The organism is Gelidibacter sp. (genome assembly GCF_053579655.1).
Map to the genome: position 1 here is coordinate 59,511 of NZ_JBMDWE010000014.1, position 18,950 is coordinate 78,460.

An 18,950-nucleotide genomic window follows, 5' to 3' on the forward strand; every position below is an offset into this window, starting at 1 on the left:
GTATTAGTTTATGGGATTTTTTTATAGTCTTACTTCTATATTATTTTTCTTCAAGGCTTCCTTCAAGTCTTTGATTTCAATTTCGCCAAAATGAAATACACTTGCAGCCAATGCGGCATCTGATTTTCCTTTTTGGAAGGTATCGACAAAATGCTGAATAGTCCCTGCGCCTCCCGAGGCAATTATTGGAATATTCAATGCGGTTGATAATTTAGCTAATGCTTCATTCGCAAAACCATCTTTAGTGCCATCATGATCCATGGAAGTAAACAGTATTTCGCCAGCACCGCGCGTTTCAACTTCCTTGGCCCAAGCAAACAGATTCAAATCTGTTGCAATACTGCCACCTGCTAAATGAACGATCCATTCGCCATCAATTTGTTTTGCATCGATGGCCACAACCACACATTGACTTCCAAATTTATCAGCCAATTCATTGATAAGTTCTGGTCGTTTTATGGCGGAAGAATTAATAGATACTTTATCGGCTCCCGATTTTAACAATACATCCACATCTTCTATTGATGAAATTCCACCGCCAACCGTAAAGGGAATATTGACTTGTTCGGCCACTTTCATGACCATCTCCAAAGTCGTTTTTCGTCCTTCCAAAGTTGCTGAAATGTCAAGAAACACTAATTCGTCTGCCCCTTTTTCCGCGTATCGTTTTGCCAATTCAACAGGATCTCCCGCATCAATCAGATTCACGAAATTGACACCTTTTACAGTGCGTCCATCTTTTATGTCCAAACAAGGAATAATTCGTTTTGTAAGCATGTTTTTTCTGCCAACGCAGGGGTTTTAATTAATATTTTAGAAAAAGCGTTCCAAATCCTGTAAACTAATTCTGTTCTCATAAATGGCTTTTCCGATGATGACGCCTTCACAGCCCAATTCTTTCAATTTCGGCAATTCATCAATATGTGAAATGCCACCAGAAGCAATCAGTTTTATAGATTGACCGGAACTGCTGTTTGAACATTCGGCAATAATATTGCGATAGAGATCAAATGACGGTCCTTCCAACATGCCGTCCTTGGCGATATCAGTACACACCACATATTGAACCTTCTGTCGTTGATAATTTTTAATGAACGGAATGACCTCCAAAGTACTTTCCTCCTGCCAACCGCTTATGGCAATTTTGCCATTGTTGCAATCGGCTCCTAAAATAATTTTAGCCGATCCGTATTTTTCAATCCACGACTCAAAAGTCTTCGGATCATTTACGGCGATACTTCCGCCAGTTATTTGTTTGGCGCCAGAGTTGAACGCAATATGAAGATCTTCGTTGGATTTGAGTCCGCCGCCAAAATCAATCTTTAAAGTTGTTTTTGAAGCGATTTGCTCCAAAACCTTGTAATTGACGATATGTTTTGCCTTAGCACCGTCCAAATCGACGAGATGCAAGTATTCAATCCCTGCAGATTCAAATTGCTTGGCGACCTCTAACGGATTTTCGTTATATATTTTTTTTGTGTTATAATCTCCTTTTGTCAAACGGACACATTTGCCGTCTATAATATCTATTGCTGGTATGATTCTCATGTTGATTGTAAAAGTTTAAAATTAAATATTAGAAGTATAACACGTAAATAATACTTCTATAGCATTTATTGTTTATTCTGATTTTTCTTAGCGGTATTTATTGACGCCACGGTTATCGCTAAAAGCTCAGAGCCTTCCTTTTTCAGTTTTCTTATTTCTTCAATATGCTCAGGAAGAATTTCTTCAAAAATTTCTAACCAATACACACTCTCATCTGCTTCTTCTTCAACAATTTTTAGCTTATTAATAAAATCTGCAGTTGATTTTGCTCGTTGTGAAGCTCGATAATTTGCTCCAACAGAACTTGAGCTTTTAATCAGCTGATAAACAAACGCGTTGAACTCTCTTGATTTAGGGACTTTAAAGCAAAACTGCCAACAGTTTAAAGCAAAGCGTTTTGTCCTCTCTATAAGTTCATTTTTCATAATGTTAGTTTTGTGTTACACTTCAATCATTTAACTTATAATATGTTATATCACACTTTATATATTAAACATTCAAACACTTACTCTCCTCAAATTCTACTTTAAACTTTTAATATTGAAAATTTCACTTCTAATATTTTACTTCGTATTTCTAATATCAGATATCTAACTTTAAAAAATTAGCTAATATCTGCGCTCCTTCTGTGCTGCTTTTTTCTGGATGAAACTGGACACCGTAAAAATTGTCTTTTTTCAATGCAGAACTATAAGCGATGCCATAGTTGGTTTGCGCGATCGTGTGCTCACATATTTCTGCATAATAACTGTGCACAAGATACATATAGACATCGTTTTTTATGTCCATAAATAAATTTGATTTCAAATTAAAAATCGTGTTCCAGCCCATTTGTGGAACTTTTACTGTATCAGGAAAACGTTTGACATCCACATCAAAAACACCCAAACCTTTTGTATTGCCTTCTTCCGTGGCATTGCACAACAATTGCATTCCTAAACAAATCCCCAAAACGGGCTGCTTGAGCGTCGGAATTAATTCATCCAATCCCGAATTTTTAAGCATTTCCATAGCACTATTGGCATGTCCAACACCTGGGAAAATCACTTTATCAGCTGCTTGAATAAGTTCTATATTATTACTCAAAACAGGATTAAAACCTAAACGATTGCAGGCAAATTGAACACTTTTTGTGTTTCCGGCACCGTAGTCTATGATTACAATTTTCATTTAAAATCAATTTTAAAGCTCCAATCTAAGCATTGGAATTTGGTACTTGTAATTTGTTTTATAGCATTCCTTTTGTGGAAGGTAAAATCATTTTTTCCAAATCACGTTTGATGGCCATTTTGATGGATTTTGCAAAGGCTTTAAAAATGGCTTCAATTTTATGATGTTCATTTTCGCCTTCTGCTTTGATGTTTAAATTACACTTTGCGCCGTCTGTAAAGGATTTGAAAAAATGAAAGAACATCTCTGTCGGCATTTTGCCAATCATTTCACGTTTAAATTCTGCGTGCCAAACCAACCAATTTCGTCCGCCAAAATCGATGGCCACTTGCGCTAAACAGTCGTCCATTGGCAAACAGAATCCGTAGCGTTCTACCCCTAACTTATTGCCCAAAGCTTTCGCAAATACTTCGCCTAAAGCAATGCCTGTATCTTCGATGGTGTGATGTTCATCCACTTCTAAATCGCCTTGTACTTTGATGTCCAAATCCAATTGCCCGTGACGTGCAATCTGATCGAGCATATGATCAAAAAAAGCGATTCCGGTGTCAATATTACTTTTTCCGGTACCGTCAAGGTTGAGATTGATGGCGATTTTGGTTTCATTGGTGTTTCGTTCCAGAGTTGATGTTCGATCTTCTGCTTTCAGAAAATTATAAATCTGTTCCCAATTGTTTGTTTCTAATGCGATGTAATCTTGCAGTGCTTCCTGTTCGGCATCGATAAAGTCAGACGCTGGGTTATTTATAAAAACAGCTTTTGAACCTAAGTTTTTCGCCAATTCAACGTCCGTCAAGCGGTCGCCAATAACAAACGAATTCTCCAAATCATAATCGTCCGAAAAGAATTGCGTCAACAATCCAGTCCTTGGCTTACGCGTTGGCGCATTGTCCTCATCAAAAGTACGATCTATAAATTCATGCTTAAAATGAATCCCTTCCGACTGAAAAGTTTCTAACATAAAATTATGAACCGGCCAAAAGGTATCTTCCGGGAAAGAGTCCGTGCCCAACCCGTCTTGATTGGTTACCATGACAATTTCGTAATCCAATTCATTAGCTATTTTTCCTAAATACTGAAATACTTTAGGGTAAAATGACAATTTTTCATAACTGTCAATTTGATAATCTTTTGGTTCAAGAATAATGGTGCCATCACGGTCTATAAATAATACTTTTTTCATGTAATTTAATCTTTATAGTTTTTTAAAATTTTCAATAAGTTTTAGGTTTTCTTCTTTTGTCCCAATGGTCAATCGCAAGCAATTCTCGCACAAGGGCTGGGTTGTTCTATTGCGAATGACGATGCCATTTTCAATCAATTGTTGATAGCGTTTATTGGCATCATCGACCTTTACCATCACAAAATTAGCGTCAGATGGATAGACTTTCTCTATAAAATCAACATCTTCCAATGCTTTAAATAAAGTGTCTCTTTCCTCTATGATACAGGCGATTTGAGAATTAACAAGTACTTTTTTTTCCAATCCTTCAATTGCCTTCCGTTGGGTCAATTCATTAATATTGTAGGGCGGTTTAATTTTGTTCAGCGTCGCTATAATTTCTGTGGAAGCGAAACACATCCCCAAACGAATACCTGCCATTCCATAAGCTTTGGACAAGGTTTGCGTAACCACAAGATTTGGAAACTCATTCAATCTAGACAACCAACTTTCATCTTCCGAAAAATCAATATAGGCTTCATCGACCACTACAATCCCTTTGAAGTTTTTTAATAGAAACTCTATAGTGTTAGCCTCAAAACTATTTCCTGTCGGATTGTTTGGGGAGCATAAAAACAGAATTTTACTATTTGCATTTGCAGCCTCCAAAATAGCCGTCGTTTGTGGCTGAAACGATTCTGATGTCAGATTGATTTTAAGCACTTCAACCGCGTTGACATTAGCCAATACCTCATACATGCCATAGGTTGGCGGAAGAATTAATAGGTTGTCTTTATTCGGCTCGCAGAACATTCTGATCAATAAATCCAGCACTTCATCACTCCCATTTCCCAAAAGAATATTCTCTGAAGGCACATTTTTTATTTTAGAAATCAGCACTTTTAATTCGCCCTGTTGCGGATCAGGATAGCGATTGACGCCATTGTCATACGGGTTTTCATTGGCATCAAGAAAGGTTAAATTGTCTTTACTGCCTTTAAATTCGTCACGTGCCGAAGCATATGGTTTTAAGGCTTTTATTGTAGGCCTTATGAGATCTTGGATATTCATTATTTTAGGTCTTTTAATCGGATGGATACTGCGTTCTTATGAGCCTGCAAGCCCTCTGCCCCTGCCATTAACTCTATGGTTTTACCTATGTTTTGCAGACCTTGTTTTGTGATTTTCTGAAAGGTGATACTTTTTAAAAAACTATCTAAATTCACTCCAGAATAGGCTTTACTAAATCCGTTGGTTGGCAAGGTGTGGTTGGTTCCAGAAGCGTAATCGCCTGCACTTTCAGGTGTGTAATCGCCAATAAACACCGATCCAGCATTGCTAATCCCGTCGATAAATAGCGCTTCATTTTTTGAGCATACAATAAAGTGTTCAGGTCCGTAGGCATTGATAAAATCCAGTGCTTCTTGATCGTCTTTAATCAAGATCAACTTTGAGTTTTCAATAGCTTTCTTGGTCATGATTTTTCTTGGCAAAACGTCTAATTGTTGTTCTATTTCCGTTTCTACTGCTGCAATAAAAGCTTCTGAATTGGAGACCAAAATCACTTGACTGTCCGCGCCATGTTCTGCCTGACTAAGTAAATCAGAGGCCACATAAGCTGGATTTGCTGTGTCATCGGCAAGTACGAGCAATTCACTCGGACCGGCAGGCATATCAATAGCCACACCATATTTGGTGGCCAATTGTTTTGCTACAGTGACAAATTGATTTCCTGGTCCAAAAATTTTATAAACCTGAGGTATCGTTTCCGTGCCAAAGGTCATGGCTGCAATGGCTTGGATACCGCCAACTTTGTAAATTTTGGTCACACCACATAGTTGCGCTGCATATAGAATTTCATTCGCAACAGTTCCTTGTTTATTAGGCGGCGTACAAAGTACCATTTCTTTACATCCTGCAATTTTCGCTGGAACGGCAAGCATCAATACCGTAGAAAACAAAGGTGCAGTTCCTCCTGGAATATACAATCCGATTTTTTCAATAGCGCGTTTCTCTTGCCAACAGTTGACACCTGGCATCGTTTCCACTTCAATCCGGTTTGTTTTTTGCGCTTTATGAAAAGTCTCAATGTTTTGCTTTGCCATTTGAATGGCCGCTTTCAATGCATCGGGAACATTTTGCGAGGCAGCTGTTATTTCATCTGCAGAAACTTCGGTGACTTCGGCATCAATTTCATCAAAAAGAGCTGTGTATTTTTGAATCGCCTGATTGCCATGTCTTTTGACATCATCAAAGATTTGAATGACAGTTTCTTCAATCGTATCCAACGATTGGGTGGGCCGTTTAATTAATTCTGGCCAAGAGGCGCGATTTGGATTTTTTATGATTTTCATACTTCTGATGTAACGCTTTATTTAGAAATTGATGTGATTAAATCACCATATTTTCAATGGGACAAACTAAAATACCTTCTGCTCCATTGGCTTTTAACTCGTCAATGACTTCCCAGAATTCATTTTTATTGATGACGGAATGTATGGAACTCCAACCCTCTTGTGCCAATGGTAACACTGTAGGACTTCGCATCCCAGGCAGGACGCTGATAATTTTATCGAGCTTGTCGTTAGGAGCGTTTAGAAGCACATATTTTGACTGTCGTCCTTTTAAAACCGATTGAAATCTGAATTGTAACTTTTTTAAAATGGCTTCGTTTTTTGCTGAAATCATTGGAGATGCTGCCAAAACAGCTTCAGATCTCAGTAAAACTTCTACTTCCTTGAGATTGTTTTTGAACAGTGTGCTCCCACTTGAGACGATATCCACGATAGCATCGGCAAGCCCAATATTTGGTGCGATTTCCACCGATCCATTAATAATGTGGAGCTGGGCGTTAATGTTGTTCTTGTCCAGAAAATCTTTGACCGTATTAGGATAAGAAGTGGCAATACGCTTTCCTTCCAAATCTGTTATATTCTTGTATTTAAAAGATCTTGGCACAGCAATGGACACTTTACAGGTTGAAAAACCTAATTTTTCTATGACATTAATATTGCCGCCTTTTTCCGTTAGGATATTTTCGCCGATAATCGCGGCATCAACTACGCCATCTTTTAGATATTGTGGAATATCGCCGTTGCGAAGATAAAACACTTCCAAAGGAAAGTTTTTGGCCGAGGCTTTGAGCTGGTCCTTGCCATTGTCAATAGAAATGCCTACATCATTGAGGATTTTCATGGAATCATCATACAAACGACCCGATTTTTGAACTGCTATTTTTAATTTACTCATAGTTTTAACCACCAGAATGGCTCGTTTTTAATTAAACTTTTTGGTTGGAGTAAATCTTTTTGGAAGAGATTCCTGATGGGCAGGAACAAAAAAACCGCTTGATTTACTCAAACGGTTTTAAATATGTTGATTTTATTCAATACATCTTCAGTTCGCTTGAGTGCAAATATGATGATGGTGATAATGTGATTGAATAAAGTTCATTTCTTTTTTTATGAATTACAAATATGTCAAAATAAAATTTAAATTCACTAATATTTGATGATTAATTTTCAAAATAATTATTGGTTGCCCAAAATAATCGGCATTCCAGAACTACCAGAACCTATGATAACAACTTTGCTATTAGGTGACTCAGAAAGCTTTACAGTAGCTTCAATACCTTTATCCTGAAGGATTTTATCAGTTAAAGACGTATTTAGAATTCTGTTGGCATCTGCTTTACCTTGTGCTTCAATAATTACCTTCTCTGCTTCTTTAGAAGCTGTAACCAATCTAAATTCATACTCTAAAGACTCTTGTTCCTGTTTCAATTTACGTTCGATAGCATCTTTAATGGTTGCAGGCAAGGTTACGTCACGTACTAAAACTTCGTTTAATTGAATATATTGGTCTTTTACGATTTTCTGAGTTTCAATGAATATTTCTTGTTGAATAACATCTCGCTTACTAGAGTATAATTGCTCTGGCGTATAACGACCTACCACGCTTCTTGCTGCAGAACGAATCGCAGGCAACAAGATACGATCTTTGTACATTTCACCTTTTTCTTGATGTAATTTTCCTAGATTCTCAAATGTTGGTTGAAACCATACTGAGGCTTCTAATTTAATATCCAATCCATTTGAAGACAAAACGCTCATTTTATCTAAAATTTCTTGCTGTCTTACTTCATAAATAAAGACTTTATTCCATGGTGCTATGACGTGAAAACCTTCTCCTAGAGCAGGTTCATCAGTAACGACACCGCCGCCAAATGTTTTATATAATACGCCAGCCTGTCCTGACTCAATAGTTACCGCCGATTTAGCAAGTAAAATAATTAATACAATTGCAGCAATAATTGCTGGTAATGCAACTTTAGGTAATTTTTCCATAAATAGTTTTAATTTAAATTAGGCCGTTGTATTTTCTAATGAACCATTCTGCAGATAGGCTTAATGCAATAAGGGCCAGAAGAAATTTCCAATCGATCAAAGGTACAACATTTTTAGTGCTTTTCTGAACGGTGACAAACCTTTCATCCGTTAATAACTGCTCAAAAAGTGCGCTTGAATCAGTGATAAAATAAGAAGTTCCTTGACTATTGGCCGCTAAGTTTTCAAGTTTCGAAACATTCGCGTTCAGGAATTGCTGTTCTACATTATAATCCAAAATTTTAAACTCGCCAGATTGTGAAATGCTTTCATTTTGCGACTTTACCGTAAATGCATAATCGCCCGCTACCAAACCACTTAAATCGATTTGATAATAATTTTGCTTTAGAATAAACGGAAAGGTTTGGGATTGTTCGTTTTTGGTGTTCTTTACCGTAATTTCAAGGTTTGCCGTATTGTCAAATTCATAGGTCTTGTTGAAAAACTGCGCGGTAACAATAATATTGTCGTTACCATTATAAAATGATTCATACGACACATTTAAACGGCTACGCTTTTGTTTGGAATCAAGATATTGAATGATTTTACCTATAAAATCATCAAACGTATGAAAGGATTTTTCATCCAAATAGCTTTGTGATCTCCAACGCCATATCCCTTCACCATTTAAAACGGCGGCTCTTTTTTGATTGACTTCATAGGTCAGCAACAAAGGTTCTTTTAAATGAATACCATTAATTGTTTTATATAAAACCACTTCAGTGGGAACTGAAAAACTCGTAACTCCAAATTCTGTTTGCAATGGAGGAAAATCAGAGAAATTTAAATCATCAACAATGAAAACATTGTAATTTGAATTTAGTTCCGCTTGAAAATCTTCGTATTGATTGGTGACCTTTTGTTGGATATAAGGCTGCAGCTTATTAAGTTCTGTCCAATTGGTTTTTGTTCCTAGAATGGTAAACGTATTGATGTTTAGCGCCTCGATTTCATCATAAACCACGCTAAAGCTTTGGTTCGGTTGATATAGTATAGCTTGTTGAAAATCATTTGACGAACTTTTAAATTCAGATGGTTTTATGATCGATGCCTGACGTTGATCACTGCTCTCAATAGACTTTTTCAAAGCACCTAAATCCGGATGTAAAATATCAGATATAATGGCTACATGCGTTTTCCGATCGATAACTTCTACAGCGAAATTATTAATATTATTGACTGTGTTTTTTTCGTTTGGAATAGATTTTAGCTCAGCCTTATAACTGTGAACGCCGGGAGTATTTGCCGGTAAACTCAGAGTGACGAGCCTACTCGATTGCTCCTTGCTGAAGGTTAAGTTTTGAGAAAAAACGATGCTACTTCCTGAACTTATAGTTAATTGAGTGTTGACTTCATCCTGACCATTGTAGACTGCTATAATTTCTATAGGAAACTTATTTTTTAGATAAGCATATTTATTGACGTTAAGCTGCTCAATCTTTAAATCGGTGTAACTTGTGGTATCTCCCAAAATGACAGGAAAGATGACTTGCTTATAATTTCGGGCGGCAAATTCATAGTCATTGCCGTAAGTTTGATTCCCATCGGTAATCACAACTAAAGGTGCGACAGCATTAGAATACACTTGCGTAAACCGCTCAAATAAAAGCGTGGGATTGGTTTGCTTCTCATTAAACGACAGACTATCTAAAGCATTAAGATCCTTTCCGAAAGTAAAAAACTCTAAGTTAAACCGCTCGTTTAAAGCTTTATCATTCTTAAGAAGTGCGACTAAATCTCTTGTTTTTTTATCTTGATCCAGATATTTAATGGATTTTGAATTATCTACCGCAACCACCAGATTCGGTTTTTCGTTAAAGTAAGTGGTTTTATCAAATTTCGGATTAACCAATAATAACAACACAGAAAACAAGGTCACAAATCTCAAACAAGCCAACAAAACAGTGACTTTCGTCTGTTTTTTCGACTTATATATATACTGAAAAAGCGCTAATAAAAGCGCTATGATTCCAGCCGATATGATATATAGGATTGTTTCTGTATTCATTTAAAATTTCGAGGTTTTGTTGCCACGAATACACGAATGTTTGTTTATTTTACAAATTATAATCAATCTCTGCAGATGATCTTTAATTAAATTATCTACTGTTGACTGTTACTGAACACTGCAAACTTTAGGTTAGCATTCCACCATCAACATTGATTGTTTGACCTGTAACGTAAGCACTTAAATCACTGGCCAAGAATACACAAACGTTCGCAACATCTTCAGGAGTACCACCACGTTTTAATGGAATAGATTCTCTCCATCCTTTAACGGTATTTTCATCTAATTTGGCCGTCATTTCTGTCTCAATAAATCCTGGAGCGATCACGTTGCTTCTGATATTACGAGAGCCTAACTCCAACGCTACCGATTTAGAAAACCCGATCATTCCAGCCTTAGAAGCGGCGTAATTTGTTTGTCCTGCATTACCTTTAACACCAACTACCGAGCTCATGTTAATGATTGAACCTTTGCGTTGTTTTAGCATGGTACGCTGTACCGCTTTGGTCATATTAAACACGGATTTCAAGTTGACTTCGATCACTTTGTCGAAATCCTCTTCGCCCATACGCATCAACAAGTTATCTTTTGTGATTCCTGCATTATTCACCAAAATATCAATGCTTCCAAATTCAGCCAAAACATCATCTGCTAATTTTTGTGATTCATTAAAATCGGCCGCATTGCTTTGATAGCCTTTCGCTTTGATGCCTAAAGCGTTCAATTCTTCTTCTAAGGCATTTGCTGATTCTACTGAAGAACTATATGTAAATGCCACATTTGCACCATTTTGAGCGAAAGCCTGCGCGATACCTTTACCGATACCTCTACTTGCCCCTGTGATGATTGCTGTTTTTCCTTCTAATAATTTCATATATATATAAATTTAGTAGTGAATGCACTGTTTCTGTATTTTGGCACTCGAACTAGGTTGATAATTTTCTTCTCAAATATAAGGATAAGAACTGTTTCAAATAAAAAAACCCCACAAAAATGTGAGGTTCTCAATAAATCATATGAGGTTATTTCGCCATAATTTCGGCTACTTTCTTCCCGATTTCAGCAGGTGAATCCACAACGTGAATTCCGCAAGCTCTCATAATTTTCTTTTTAGCTTGAGCCGTGTCGTCGCTTCCTCCAACAATTGCGCCAGCATGTCCCATGGTACGTCCTGCAGGCGCAGTTTCGCCAGCAATAAATCCAATGATTGGCTTTTTGCTACCACTTTCTTTATACCAATACGCAGCATCAGCTTCCAATTGACCTCCGATTTCACCAATCATCACCACACATTCGGTTTCTGGATCGTTGATCAATAACTCAACAGCTTCTTTTGTGGTTGTTCCAATAATTGGATCGCCACCAATACCAATTGCCGTCGTGATGCCTAAACCTTGTTTTACAACTTGGTCAGCAGCTTCATAAGTTAAAGTTCCTGATTTAGAAACGATACCTACGGTACCTTTTTTGAATACAAAACCTGGCATAATCCCAACTTTTGCTTCGCCTGGAGTAATAACTCCTGGACAGTTAGGTCCAATTAAGCGACAGTCTTTATTTTTAATATAACTTGCAACTTTAATCATGTCTGCCACAGGAATACCTTCAGTGATACAAATAATCACTTTTATACCTGCATCAGCAGCTTCCATAATGGCATCAGCAGCAAAAGCTGGTGGTACAAAAATAATAGAAGTGTCAGCTTTAGCTTCTTTAACTGCGTCTTCTACAGTGTTGAAAACAGGTCTGTCCAAATGGGTTTGTCCACCTTTACCAGGAGTAACACCACCGACTACGTTAGTTCCGTATTCTATCATTTGTTCTGCATGGAATGTACCTTCACTACCCGTAAAGCCTTGCACAATTATTTTTGAATCTTTATTTACTAAAACGCTCATTTATATTATTTTTTAATTTTTAAGACTTCGCAAAAGTAATCCTTTTAACAGCATTTATGAAGCCTTTATTGAACTTTTATTTCTGAAAAGGATTTGTAACTTTCTATATTGTCGTCCGCTACTTGGCTTAATTCATAACCTCTATAAAGTTTCCCGTCTTTTACTTCCCAAATGCTGATAAAGTTGGCCAAGGGTTGTTCGTTTTCTGGGTCTTCGATGGTGCTAATAAACACGGTGAATCTTATAGTGACATGATTTTGATCTTGCAACAAATGACTGATTTCGCATTTTAGGGAATTGTATGATAAATTGACATTTTTATAAAATTCATCTAATCCGTCGTAGTCCAGAACCTTATAACCTGTACTGCTATTCCAATGCAATTGACAATCTTTGTGGACGTATTTAGAAACCAATTGGCTGTTATTAGCTAAATCGGATGTATAAAAGGCTTTTACAACTTCTTTTGGGGACATTATTTATTTTTTAGTTGATCTATGATACCAGGAATTCTTTTGATGTAAGCCTTGTCCTTCAATTCATTTTTCGCTTCTTGTATTGAAGAACCCCAATATGTTTTACCTCCTTCAACAGACTTAGTAACGCCAGTCTGCCCGTGAATAACGGCTTTTTCTCCAATAGTTATACCACTTGTGGTTCCTACTTGACCCCAAATGGTCACTTCATCTTCGATAATTACACAACCGGCAATTCCAGTTTGCGAAGCAATCAAACATTTCCTTCCGAGAACTGTATCATGACCGATTTGGATTTGATTATCCAATTTAGATCCTTCGCCAATAATGGTATCCCCAGTGACGCCTCTATCGATACTGCAAAGAGCACCAATATGAACATTGTTTTCAATGACCACACGACCCCCAGAAATTAATTGATCATAGCCTTCTGGACGCTTTTTGTAATAAAACGCACTCGCGCCCAATACAGTGCCAGCATGAATGGTAACGTTATTACCAATAATGGTGTCATCATAAATAATAACATTAGGATGAATTAAACAGTTATCGCCAATAACCACATTATGACCTATAAAGCAGTTTGGCTGAATAATTGTGTTTTTTCCGATTTTTGCAGAATCTGAAATACTTTGATTGGCACTTTGGAAAGGCTTAAAGTGCTGCGTTAATTTGTTGAAATCCCTAAACGGATCATCACTAATAAGCAATGCTTTTCCTTCAGGACAGTCCACTTCCTTATTGATCAACACAATCGTTGCAGCCGATTTTAGCGCTTTGTCGTAATACTTTGGATGGTCCACAAAAACAATATCACCCGGTACAACCACGTGAATTTCGTTCATTCCCAACACAGGAAAATCATCATTGCCAACATAAGGTGTGTTGATGATTTCTGCAATTTGTTTTAAGGTATATGGTTTGGGGAATTTCATTGTTGATTGTTGTTAACCTGTTTGTTGTTAAATTGCTTGACGATTGGTCGTCCCAGAGGACTGCCGACTGTTGACTGTTGACTGTCAACTAAAAACTACTCCTTAACGCGTTCTTTATAGGTTCCTTTTTCAGTTTCAATTCTGATCTTATCACCTTCATTTATGAACAACGGCACATTCACCTCTGCTCCTGTTTCAACAGTTGCCGGTTTTGTCGCGTTTGTCGCTGTATTTCCTTTGATGCCAGGTTCTGTAGAGGTAACTTCCAAAGTTACGGTGGCTGGCATTTCTACTGAAAGTGGCATACCATCTTCAGTATTGATCAAAATGGTTACGACTTCACCTTCTTTCATCAAATCAGGTCTATCTAAAGCGGCTTCCAACAATCTGATTTGTGAGTAATCCTCCTGGTTCATGAAATGGTAATATTCGCCATCATGGTATAAAAACTGAAATTTATGTGTTTCTACGCGAACATCATCAATTTTATGTCCCGCTGAAAAGGTGTTCTCCAAAACTCTTCCGTTGGTCACACTTTTCATTTTTGTTCTTACAAACGCCGGACCTTTTCCTGGTTTTACGTGTAAAAACTCTGTAATCTTATAAATATCATTATTGTACCTAATGCACAATCCATTTCTAATATCTGCTGTAGTTGCCATTTGTAATTTATTGTATGTTGTTGATTTGTTTGTTGTAAAGTTGTATATCTGAGAGAATTAGTTTGATTTAAAATATCCTTTCATAATACCTCTATGAGAATTTTTGATGAATTGTAAAATTTCATCGCGTTCAGGAGTAGCCTCCATTTCAGCTTCAATAATTTCTGAAGCTTGGGTATTATTATAGTTCTTTTGATAAAGGATACGGTAAATGTCCTGTATTTCTCTGATTTTATCTGAAGAAAAACCTCTTCGTCTTAAACCGACCGAATTAATCCCCACATAAGACAAAGGCTCTCTTGCGCCTTTTACAAACGGAGGGACATCTTTACGTACCAAAGATCCGCCTGTTACAAAAGCGTGATTTCCTATGGAACAAAACTGATGTACGGCCGTCATTCCTGCCAATACGACGTAATCTCCAACGGTCACGTGTCCTGCAAGTGTACTGTTATTTGAAAAAATACAATTATTTCCAATAATGCAGTCATGAGCGATGTGGCAATAGGCCATGATCAAACAATTATCGCCAATAACGGTTTTCATTCTATCGGTAGTACCTCTATTTATGGTCACACATTCTCTAATAGTGACATTATTACCTATTTCTGTAATAGTGTCCTCATCCTGAAATTTTAAATCTTGAGGTACAGCAGAAATCACCGCTCCTGGAAAAATATTACAATTTTTTCCAATGCGAGCGCCTTCCATAATGGTTACGTTACTCCCTATCCATGTGCCTTCACCAATCACAACATTATTATGGATAGTTGTAAAAGGATCAATCACAACATTCTTTGCTATTTTCGCGCCAGGATGTACGTATGCTAGTGGTTGGTTCATTTCCTTATTTTTATTTTTTTTAGGTTCTTTTAATTGACTTAGCAACTATCTATTTTTTAATTGTGAACTTAACGGTTCGTTTGTTATTTAACTTTTGAAATTTGCGCCATTAATTCCGCTTCCGCGCAAAGTTTTCCATTAGCATAGGCGTAACCTTGCATATGGCAAATACCTCTTCTGATTGGTGTGATAAGATCACACTTGAATATTAAGGTATCACCAGGAACAACTTTTTGCTTGAATTTTACTTTATCGATCTTCATAAAGAAAGTTAAGTAATTTTCTGGATCAGGAACCGTACTTAATACAAGAATCCCACCTGTTTGCGCCATCGCTTCCACGATCAAAACACCTGGCATTACTGGAGATCCTGGAAAATGGCCGGCAAAGAAAGACTCATTCATCGTTACGTTTTTCATACCGATAACACCAGAATCTGTCAATTCAAAAATTTTATCAATCATTAAAAACGGTTGTCTATGCGGCAACATGTCCATGATTTGATTGATGTCCATTAAGGGCTCCTGATTCAAATCGACGACCGGAACATTGCTCCTTCTTTCGATTTTGATCATTTTAGACAATTTCTTGGCAAACTGCGTATTGATATAATGTCCAGGTTTATTTGCAATTACTTTGCCTTTTAAACGGATGCCAATAAGCGCTAAATCCCCAATCACATCTAACAATTTATGACGCGCCGCCTCATTTGGGTAGTGCAAGGTTAAATTATCAAGAATGCCATTTGGTTTAACGGCTATATTATCTTTCTTGAAAGCGACTTTCAGTTTTTCCATTGTTTCAGCCGATAATTCCTTATCTACATAAACAATCGCATTGTTAAGATCGCCTCCTTTTATTAATCCATGCTCCAGAAGCATTTCAATTTCGTGCAAAAAGCTAAACGTTCTTGCATTTGAGATATCTTCCTTAAAATCGTGGATATTATTTAAAGTTGCGTTTTGCGTGCCTAAAACTTTAGTACCAAAATCGACCATTGTGGTTATTTGGTATTCTTTAGACGGCATGATGATCATTTCACTTCCAGACTCTTCATCCACATAAGTGATCACGTCTGTAACTACATACTCTTCTCTGAAATCATCTTGTTCCATAATTCCTGCATCTTCAAGTGCCTGCACAAAGAATTTGGAAGAACCGTCCATAATAGGAGGCTCAGAAGCATTCAATTCAATAATAATATTGTCAATATCCATTCCTACAAGAGCAGCCAAAACATGCTCAGAAGTTTGAATAATAACGCCGTTTTTTTCCAAACAGGTGCCGCGTTGTGTATTGGTCACATAATTGGCGTCTGCTTCAATGATTGGTGTTCCTTCAAGGTCAACACGCTTAAATGAATATCCAGAATTCACTGGTGCAGGTGTAAATGTGAGTGTCACATTATTTCCTGTATGCAATCCAACACCAGTTAACGAAACTTTGTTTTGAATCGTTTTCTGTTTGATGTCTGTCTTAACTATTCCCATTTATTTTTTTATCAATGTTATTAATTTCTTTCATGATTTTAGGCAACTTTTTAAAATACACATAAGATTTATTATAATCGGCATAAGCAAATGCAGGTGAGCCTTGAAGAACTTCATCATCCTTAACATTTCTGCCAATACCAGACTGTGCTTGTATTTTCACGTTGTTACCTATGGTAATATGACCCACTATCCCAACCTGACCACCAATAATACAGTTTTCTCCAATTTTGGTAGAGCCTGCAACGCCGGTTTGGGCAGCAATAACGGTATTCTTACCTATTTCAACATTATGTGCGATTTGAATTTGATTGTCTAATTTCACACCTTTTCTAATAATGGTCGATCCTAAAGTGGCTCTGTCGATAGTAGTTGCAGCACCAATATCCACAAAATCTTCCAAAATAACATTTCCTGTTTGTGGTACTTTGGTGTATTCACCATTTTCGTTTGGTGCAAAACCAAATCCGTCAGCGCCTATAATTGCACCAGAGTTAATAACACAATTTTTACCCACAATGCAATCAGAATACACTTTAGCCCCAGCAAACAATACCGTATTATCTCCAATTTTCACATTATCTCCTATGTAAGAATTAGGGAATATTTTGACATTGTTTCCTATGGATACATTCTCTCCTATATAGGTGAATGCGCCAATATATACATCATCTCCATGGGTTGTGTTTTTAGAAATGTGGCTAGGTTGTTCAATCCCAAACTTATTCAGTTTCACCTGATTGTAATATTCTAAAAGTTTTGAAAACGATTTATAGGCATCATCAACCTTTACAAGTGTCGTAGTGACGTCACTTTCGGGCTCAAATGATCTGTTAACAATAGTTATGGATGCCTTGGTGGTATAAATATAGGATTTATACTTAGGGTTGGCTAAAAAAGTCAATGACCCTTCAATACCCTCTTCGATCTTTGAAAGTTTAGAGACCTCGACATCTGGATTTCCAACGATATCGCCCTCTAAAATTCCTGCTATTTGTAGTGCTGTAAATTTCATCAATGGCAAAAATAGAAAAAATGTATCATATATTGTTATTTGTTGTAAAGTTACTTCGACAGGTTCAGTATTAATGGATGTCGTTGATCCATTCGTCACAGATTTCACATAACGTCCACCTCAAACCTATTCCTTCGGATAACAAATATAATACTTGGTCACTGGCTTTGAGAGCGCTTTTAAATTCAGCTGATCGGAGGCTTTGACGATATCTTTGATTTTACCAGATTTTGACAAGATGTTTATATTCTGGGATTTCAGCTCGTAAGCCTGATTTGAAACTTCCCCTGTAAACACAAAGTAGCCCGCTTCTTCAGCACTTATATGATGCTGCTTCATTAATCGTTCCTTATGCGCCTGGACGTCTTCAATCTTATGCTTTTTGTCTTTTAATTTCACTTTGAGCAAGTCCCTATTAATAATCATAGAACAGATGTTTTTCAACACAAAATCATCATGATATTGCCATTCCTTCATTGCAGAAACGATGTCATAATCATCCAAATGCGCAAAAACATCAAGCGTATCAATGGTGAAATTTGACTTGTTGATATCATTTTTCAAAAAATAGGTCAAGGCACTACTGGCCTTTAAATCAACACCTTTATTAGACAGTTCCTTGGCACGTTTTAAAACGCGCATCAGTAATTGTTCGGCCACCACACTGGTTTTATGCAAATAAACCTGCCAATACATCAATCTTCTGGCTACCAAAAACTTCTCAACGCTATAAATACCCTTTTCCTCTACTACCAATTCGTCGTCTACGACATTCAACATGGTAATCAAGCGTTCAGCATTGATATTGCCTTCTGCAACACCTGTATAAAAACTGTCACGTTTCAAATAATCAGCTCTGTCCATATCCAGCTGACTGGAAATGAGCTGACACATGAAATTTCTGTTGTACTCTCCTTTAAAAACCTGAATGGCCAGCGTTAAAATTCCGTTAAATTCCTGGTTCAAACGCTCCATAAAAAGAAGGGAAATAGCTTCATGTGAAACTCCCGTGACAATACTATGCTCCATCGCATGACTAAAGGGGCCGTGGCCAATATCATGCAAGAGTATAGCTATTAACAAAGCATCTTCCTCTTCTTGAGAAATATCAACACCTTTAAAACGAAGGACATTAACGGCTTTTTGCATTAAATGCATGCTTCCCATGGCATGATGAAATCTGGTATGGTGCGCCCCTGGATATACCAAATAAGTCATGCCCATTTGAGAAATACGGCGCAATCTTTGAAAGTATTTATGGGCAATCAAATCAAAGATTAACGAATTTGGTATCGTAATAAATCCGTAAATTGGGTCGTTAAATATTTTGAGTTTGTTTACTTTGTTCAAACTTGAGA

19 protein-coding genes are annotated in these 18,950 nt (G+C 37.1%); all 19 read right to left on the bottom strand.

The window, feature by feature from the left end:
- Window positions 1-21: 21 nt before the first annotated feature.
- The 19 genes from hisF to ACOH2D_RS09110 all read right to left on the bottom strand — a co-directional run bounded on the left by hisF (window position 22) and on the right by ACOH2D_RS09110 (window position 18,942).
- Complete coding sequence (gene hisF, locus ACOH2D_RS09020) at window positions 22-777, bottom strand: imidazole glycerol phosphate synthase subunit HisF (protein WP_348037646.1); 756 nt, start codon at window positions 775-777, stop codon at window positions 22-24.
- 36 nt (window positions 778-813) lie between these two features.
- Window positions 814-1,548 (bottom strand): 1-(5-phosphoribosyl)-5-[(5-phosphoribosylamino)methylideneamino]imidazole-4-carboxamide isomerase, encoded by a 735-nt coding sequence (hisA, locus tag ACOH2D_RS09025; protein ID WP_348037644.1) that lies wholly within the window; start codon window positions 1,546-1,548, stop codon window positions 814-816.
- Between the two features lie 65 nt (window positions 1,549-1,613).
- Window positions 1,614-1,973 carry a four helix bundle protein gene (locus tag ACOH2D_RS09030; protein WP_348037642.1) on the bottom strand — a complete coding sequence of 120 codons (360 nt, stop codon included), beginning with the start codon at window positions 1,971-1,973 and terminating at the stop codon, window positions 1,614-1,616.
- 157 nt (window positions 1,974-2,130) lie between these two features.
- The gene (hisH, locus tag ACOH2D_RS09035; RefSeq protein WP_348037640.1) at window positions 2,131-2,718 is read right to left on the bottom strand and encodes an imidazole glycerol phosphate synthase subunit HisH; all 588 of its coding nucleotides are present in this window, start codon (window positions 2,716-2,718) and stop codon (window positions 2,131-2,133) included.
- Window positions 2,719-2,776: 58 nt separating this feature from the next.
- Window positions 2,777-3,901 (bottom strand): bifunctional histidinol-phosphatase/imidazoleglycerol-phosphate dehydratase HisB, encoded by a 1,125-nt coding sequence (gene hisB, locus ACOH2D_RS09040; protein ID WP_449535015.1) that lies wholly within the window; start codon window positions 3,899-3,901, stop codon window positions 2,777-2,779.
- Between the two features lie 12 nt (window positions 3,902-3,913).
- On the bottom strand, window positions 3,914-4,951 hold the full coding sequence (gene hisC, locus ACOH2D_RS09045) for a histidinol-phosphate transaminase (RefSeq protein WP_449535016.1): 1,038 nt from the start codon (window positions 4,949-4,951) through the stop codon (window positions 3,914-3,916).
- Window positions 4,951-6,234: a histidinol dehydrogenase gene (gene hisD, locus ACOH2D_RS09050; protein ID WP_449535017.1), complete on the bottom strand. Its 1,284-nt coding sequence runs from the start codon at window positions 6,232-6,234 to the stop codon at window positions 4,951-4,953. Before hisD ends, hisC begins: the two co-directional genes overlap by 1 nt.
- Window positions 6,235-6,271: 37 nt before the next feature.
- On the bottom strand, window positions 6,272-7,129 hold the full coding sequence (hisG, locus tag ACOH2D_RS09055) for an ATP phosphoribosyltransferase (RefSeq protein ID WP_449535018.1): 858 nt from the start codon (window positions 7,127-7,129) through the stop codon (window positions 6,272-6,274).
- A 281-nt stretch (window positions 7,130-7,410) separates the two neighbouring features.
- Entirely contained in the window at window positions 7,411-8,226 is an 816-nt protein-coding gene (locus ACOH2D_RS09060; RefSeq protein ID WP_449535019.1) for a prohibitin family protein, read from the bottom strand.
- 13 nt (window positions 8,227-8,239) lie between these two features.
- Entirely contained in the window at window positions 8,240-10,273 is a 2,034-nt protein-coding gene (locus tag ACOH2D_RS09065; RefSeq protein ID WP_449535020.1) for a VWA domain-containing protein, read from the bottom strand.
- 127 nt (window positions 10,274-10,400) lie between these two features.
- Complete coding sequence (gene fabG / locus ACOH2D_RS09070; RefSeq protein WP_449535021.1) at window positions 10,401-11,147, bottom strand: 3-oxoacyl-[acyl-carrier-protein] reductase; 747 nt, start codon at window positions 11,145-11,147, stop codon at window positions 10,401-10,403.
- Between the two features lie 148 nt (window positions 11,148-11,295).
- Window positions 11,296-12,171, bottom strand: coding sequence for a succinate--CoA ligase subunit alpha (sucD, locus tag ACOH2D_RS09075; protein ID WP_348038064.1), 876 nt, complete (start codon window positions 12,169-12,171; stop codon window positions 11,296-11,298).
- A gap of 65 nt (window positions 12,172-12,236) precedes the next feature.
- Window positions 12,237-12,647, bottom strand: a complete 411-nt coding sequence (locus ACOH2D_RS09080; RefSeq protein ID WP_348038066.1) for a nuclear transport factor 2 family protein — start codon at window positions 12,645-12,647, stop codon at window positions 12,237-12,239.
- Entirely contained in the window at window positions 12,647-13,582 is a 936-nt protein-coding gene (locus ACOH2D_RS09085) for a UDP-3-O-(3-hydroxymyristoyl)glucosamine N-acyltransferase (protein WP_348038068.1), read from the bottom strand. The genes ACOH2D_RS09080 and ACOH2D_RS09085 overlap by 1 nt, the downstream gene beginning before the upstream one ends.
- Window positions 13,583-13,677: 95 nt before the next feature.
- A complete protein-coding gene (efp, locus tag ACOH2D_RS09090; RefSeq protein WP_348038070.1) occupies window positions 13,678-14,244 on the bottom strand; it encodes an elongation factor P in 567 nt (188 codons plus the stop codon).
- A gap of 57 nt (window positions 14,245-14,301) precedes the next feature.
- Window positions 14,302-15,087: an acyl-ACP--UDP-N-acetylglucosamine O-acyltransferase gene (gene lpxA / locus ACOH2D_RS09095; RefSeq protein WP_348038072.1), complete on the bottom strand. Its 786-nt coding sequence runs from the start codon at window positions 15,085-15,087 to the stop codon at window positions 14,302-14,304.
- Between the two features lie 83 nt (window positions 15,088-15,170).
- Window positions 15,171-16,577 carry a bifunctional UDP-3-O-[3-hydroxymyristoyl] N-acetylglucosamine deacetylase/3-hydroxyacyl-ACP dehydratase gene (locus ACOH2D_RS09100; protein WP_348038074.1) on the bottom strand — a complete coding sequence of 469 codons (1,407 nt, stop codon included), beginning with the start codon at window positions 16,575-16,577 and terminating at the stop codon, window positions 15,171-15,173.
- Window positions 16,564-17,592: a UDP-3-O-(3-hydroxymyristoyl)glucosamine N-acyltransferase gene (gene lpxD / locus ACOH2D_RS09105; RefSeq protein ID WP_449535022.1), complete on the bottom strand. Its 1,029-nt coding sequence runs from the start codon at window positions 17,590-17,592 to the stop codon at window positions 16,564-16,566. Before lpxD ends, ACOH2D_RS09100 begins: the two co-directional genes overlap by 14 nt.
- Window positions 17,593-17,718: 126 nt before the next feature.
- Entirely contained in the window at window positions 17,719-18,942 is a 1,224-nt protein-coding gene (locus ACOH2D_RS09110) for an HD domain-containing protein (protein WP_449535023.1), read from the bottom strand.
- Window positions 18,943-18,950 lie beyond the last annotated feature (8 nt).

What these genes read in the sequence shown, in the direction of transcription:
- hisH (WP_348037640.1), bottom strand. Translation starts at nt 2,718, where the DNA reads ATGAAAATTGTAATCATAGACTACGGTGCCGGAAACACAAAAAGTGTT.
- lpxD (WP_449535022.1), bottom strand. Translation starts at nt 17,592, where the DNA reads ATGAAATTTACAGCACTACAAATAGCAGGAATTTTAGAGGGCGATATC.
- sucD (WP_348038064.1), bottom strand. Translation starts at nt 12,171, where the DNA reads ATGAGCGTTTTAGTAAATAAAGATTCAAAAATAATTGTGCAAGGCTTT.
- ACOH2D_RS09080 (WP_348038066.1), bottom strand. Translation starts at nt 12,647, where the DNA reads ATGTCCCCAAAAGAAGTTGTAAAAGCCTTTTATACATCCGATTTAGCT.
- hisB (WP_449535015.1), bottom strand. Translation starts at nt 3,901, where the DNA reads ATGAAAAAAGTATTATTTATAGACCGTGATGGCACCATTATTCTTGAA.
- ACOH2D_RS09030 (WP_348037642.1), bottom strand. Translation starts at nt 1,973, where the DNA reads ATGAAAAATGAACTTATAGAGAGGACAAAACGCTTTGCTTTAAACTGT.
- hisD (WP_449535017.1), bottom strand. Translation starts at nt 6,234, where the DNA reads ATGAAAATCATAAAAAATCCAAATCGCGCCTCTTGGCCAGAATTAATT.
- ACOH2D_RS09100 (WP_348038074.1), bottom strand. Translation starts at nt 16,577, where the DNA reads ATGGGAATAGTTAAGACAGACATCAAACAGAAAACGATTCAAAACAAA.
- ACOH2D_RS09085 (WP_348038068.1), bottom strand. Translation starts at nt 13,582, where the DNA reads ATGAAATTCCCCAAACCATATACCTTAAAACAAATTGCAGAAATCATC.
- lpxA (WP_348038072.1), bottom strand. Translation starts at nt 15,087, where the DNA reads ATGAACCAACCACTAGCATACGTACATCCTGGCGCGAAAATAGCAAAG.
- hisG (WP_449535018.1), bottom strand. Translation starts at nt 7,129, where the DNA reads ATGAGTAAATTAAAAATAGCAGTTCAAAAATCGGGTCGTTTGTATGAT.
- hisC (WP_449535016.1), bottom strand. Translation starts at nt 4,951, where the DNA reads ATGAATATCCAAGATCTCATAAGGCCTACAATAAAAGCCTTAAAACCA.
- hisF (WP_348037646.1), bottom strand. Translation starts at nt 777, where the DNA reads ATGCTTACAAAACGAATTATTCCTTGTTTGGACATAAAAGATGGACGC.
- efp (WP_348038070.1), bottom strand. Translation starts at nt 14,244, where the DNA reads ATGGCAACTACAGCAGATATTAGAAATGGATTGTGCATTAGGTACAAT.
- fabG (WP_449535021.1), bottom strand. Translation starts at nt 11,147, where the DNA reads ATGAAATTATTAGAAGGAAAAACAGCAATCATCACAGGGGCAAGTAGA.
- hisA (WP_348037644.1), bottom strand. Translation starts at nt 1,548, where the DNA reads ATGAGAATCATACCAGCAATAGATATTATAGACGGCAAATGTGTCCGT.
- ACOH2D_RS09060 (WP_449535019.1), bottom strand. Translation starts at nt 8,226, where the DNA reads ATGGAAAAATTACCTAAAGTTGCATTACCAGCAATTATTGCTGCAATT.
- ACOH2D_RS09065 (WP_449535020.1), bottom strand. Translation starts at nt 10,273, where the DNA reads ATGAATACAGAAACAATCCTATATATCATATCGGCTGGAATCATAGCG.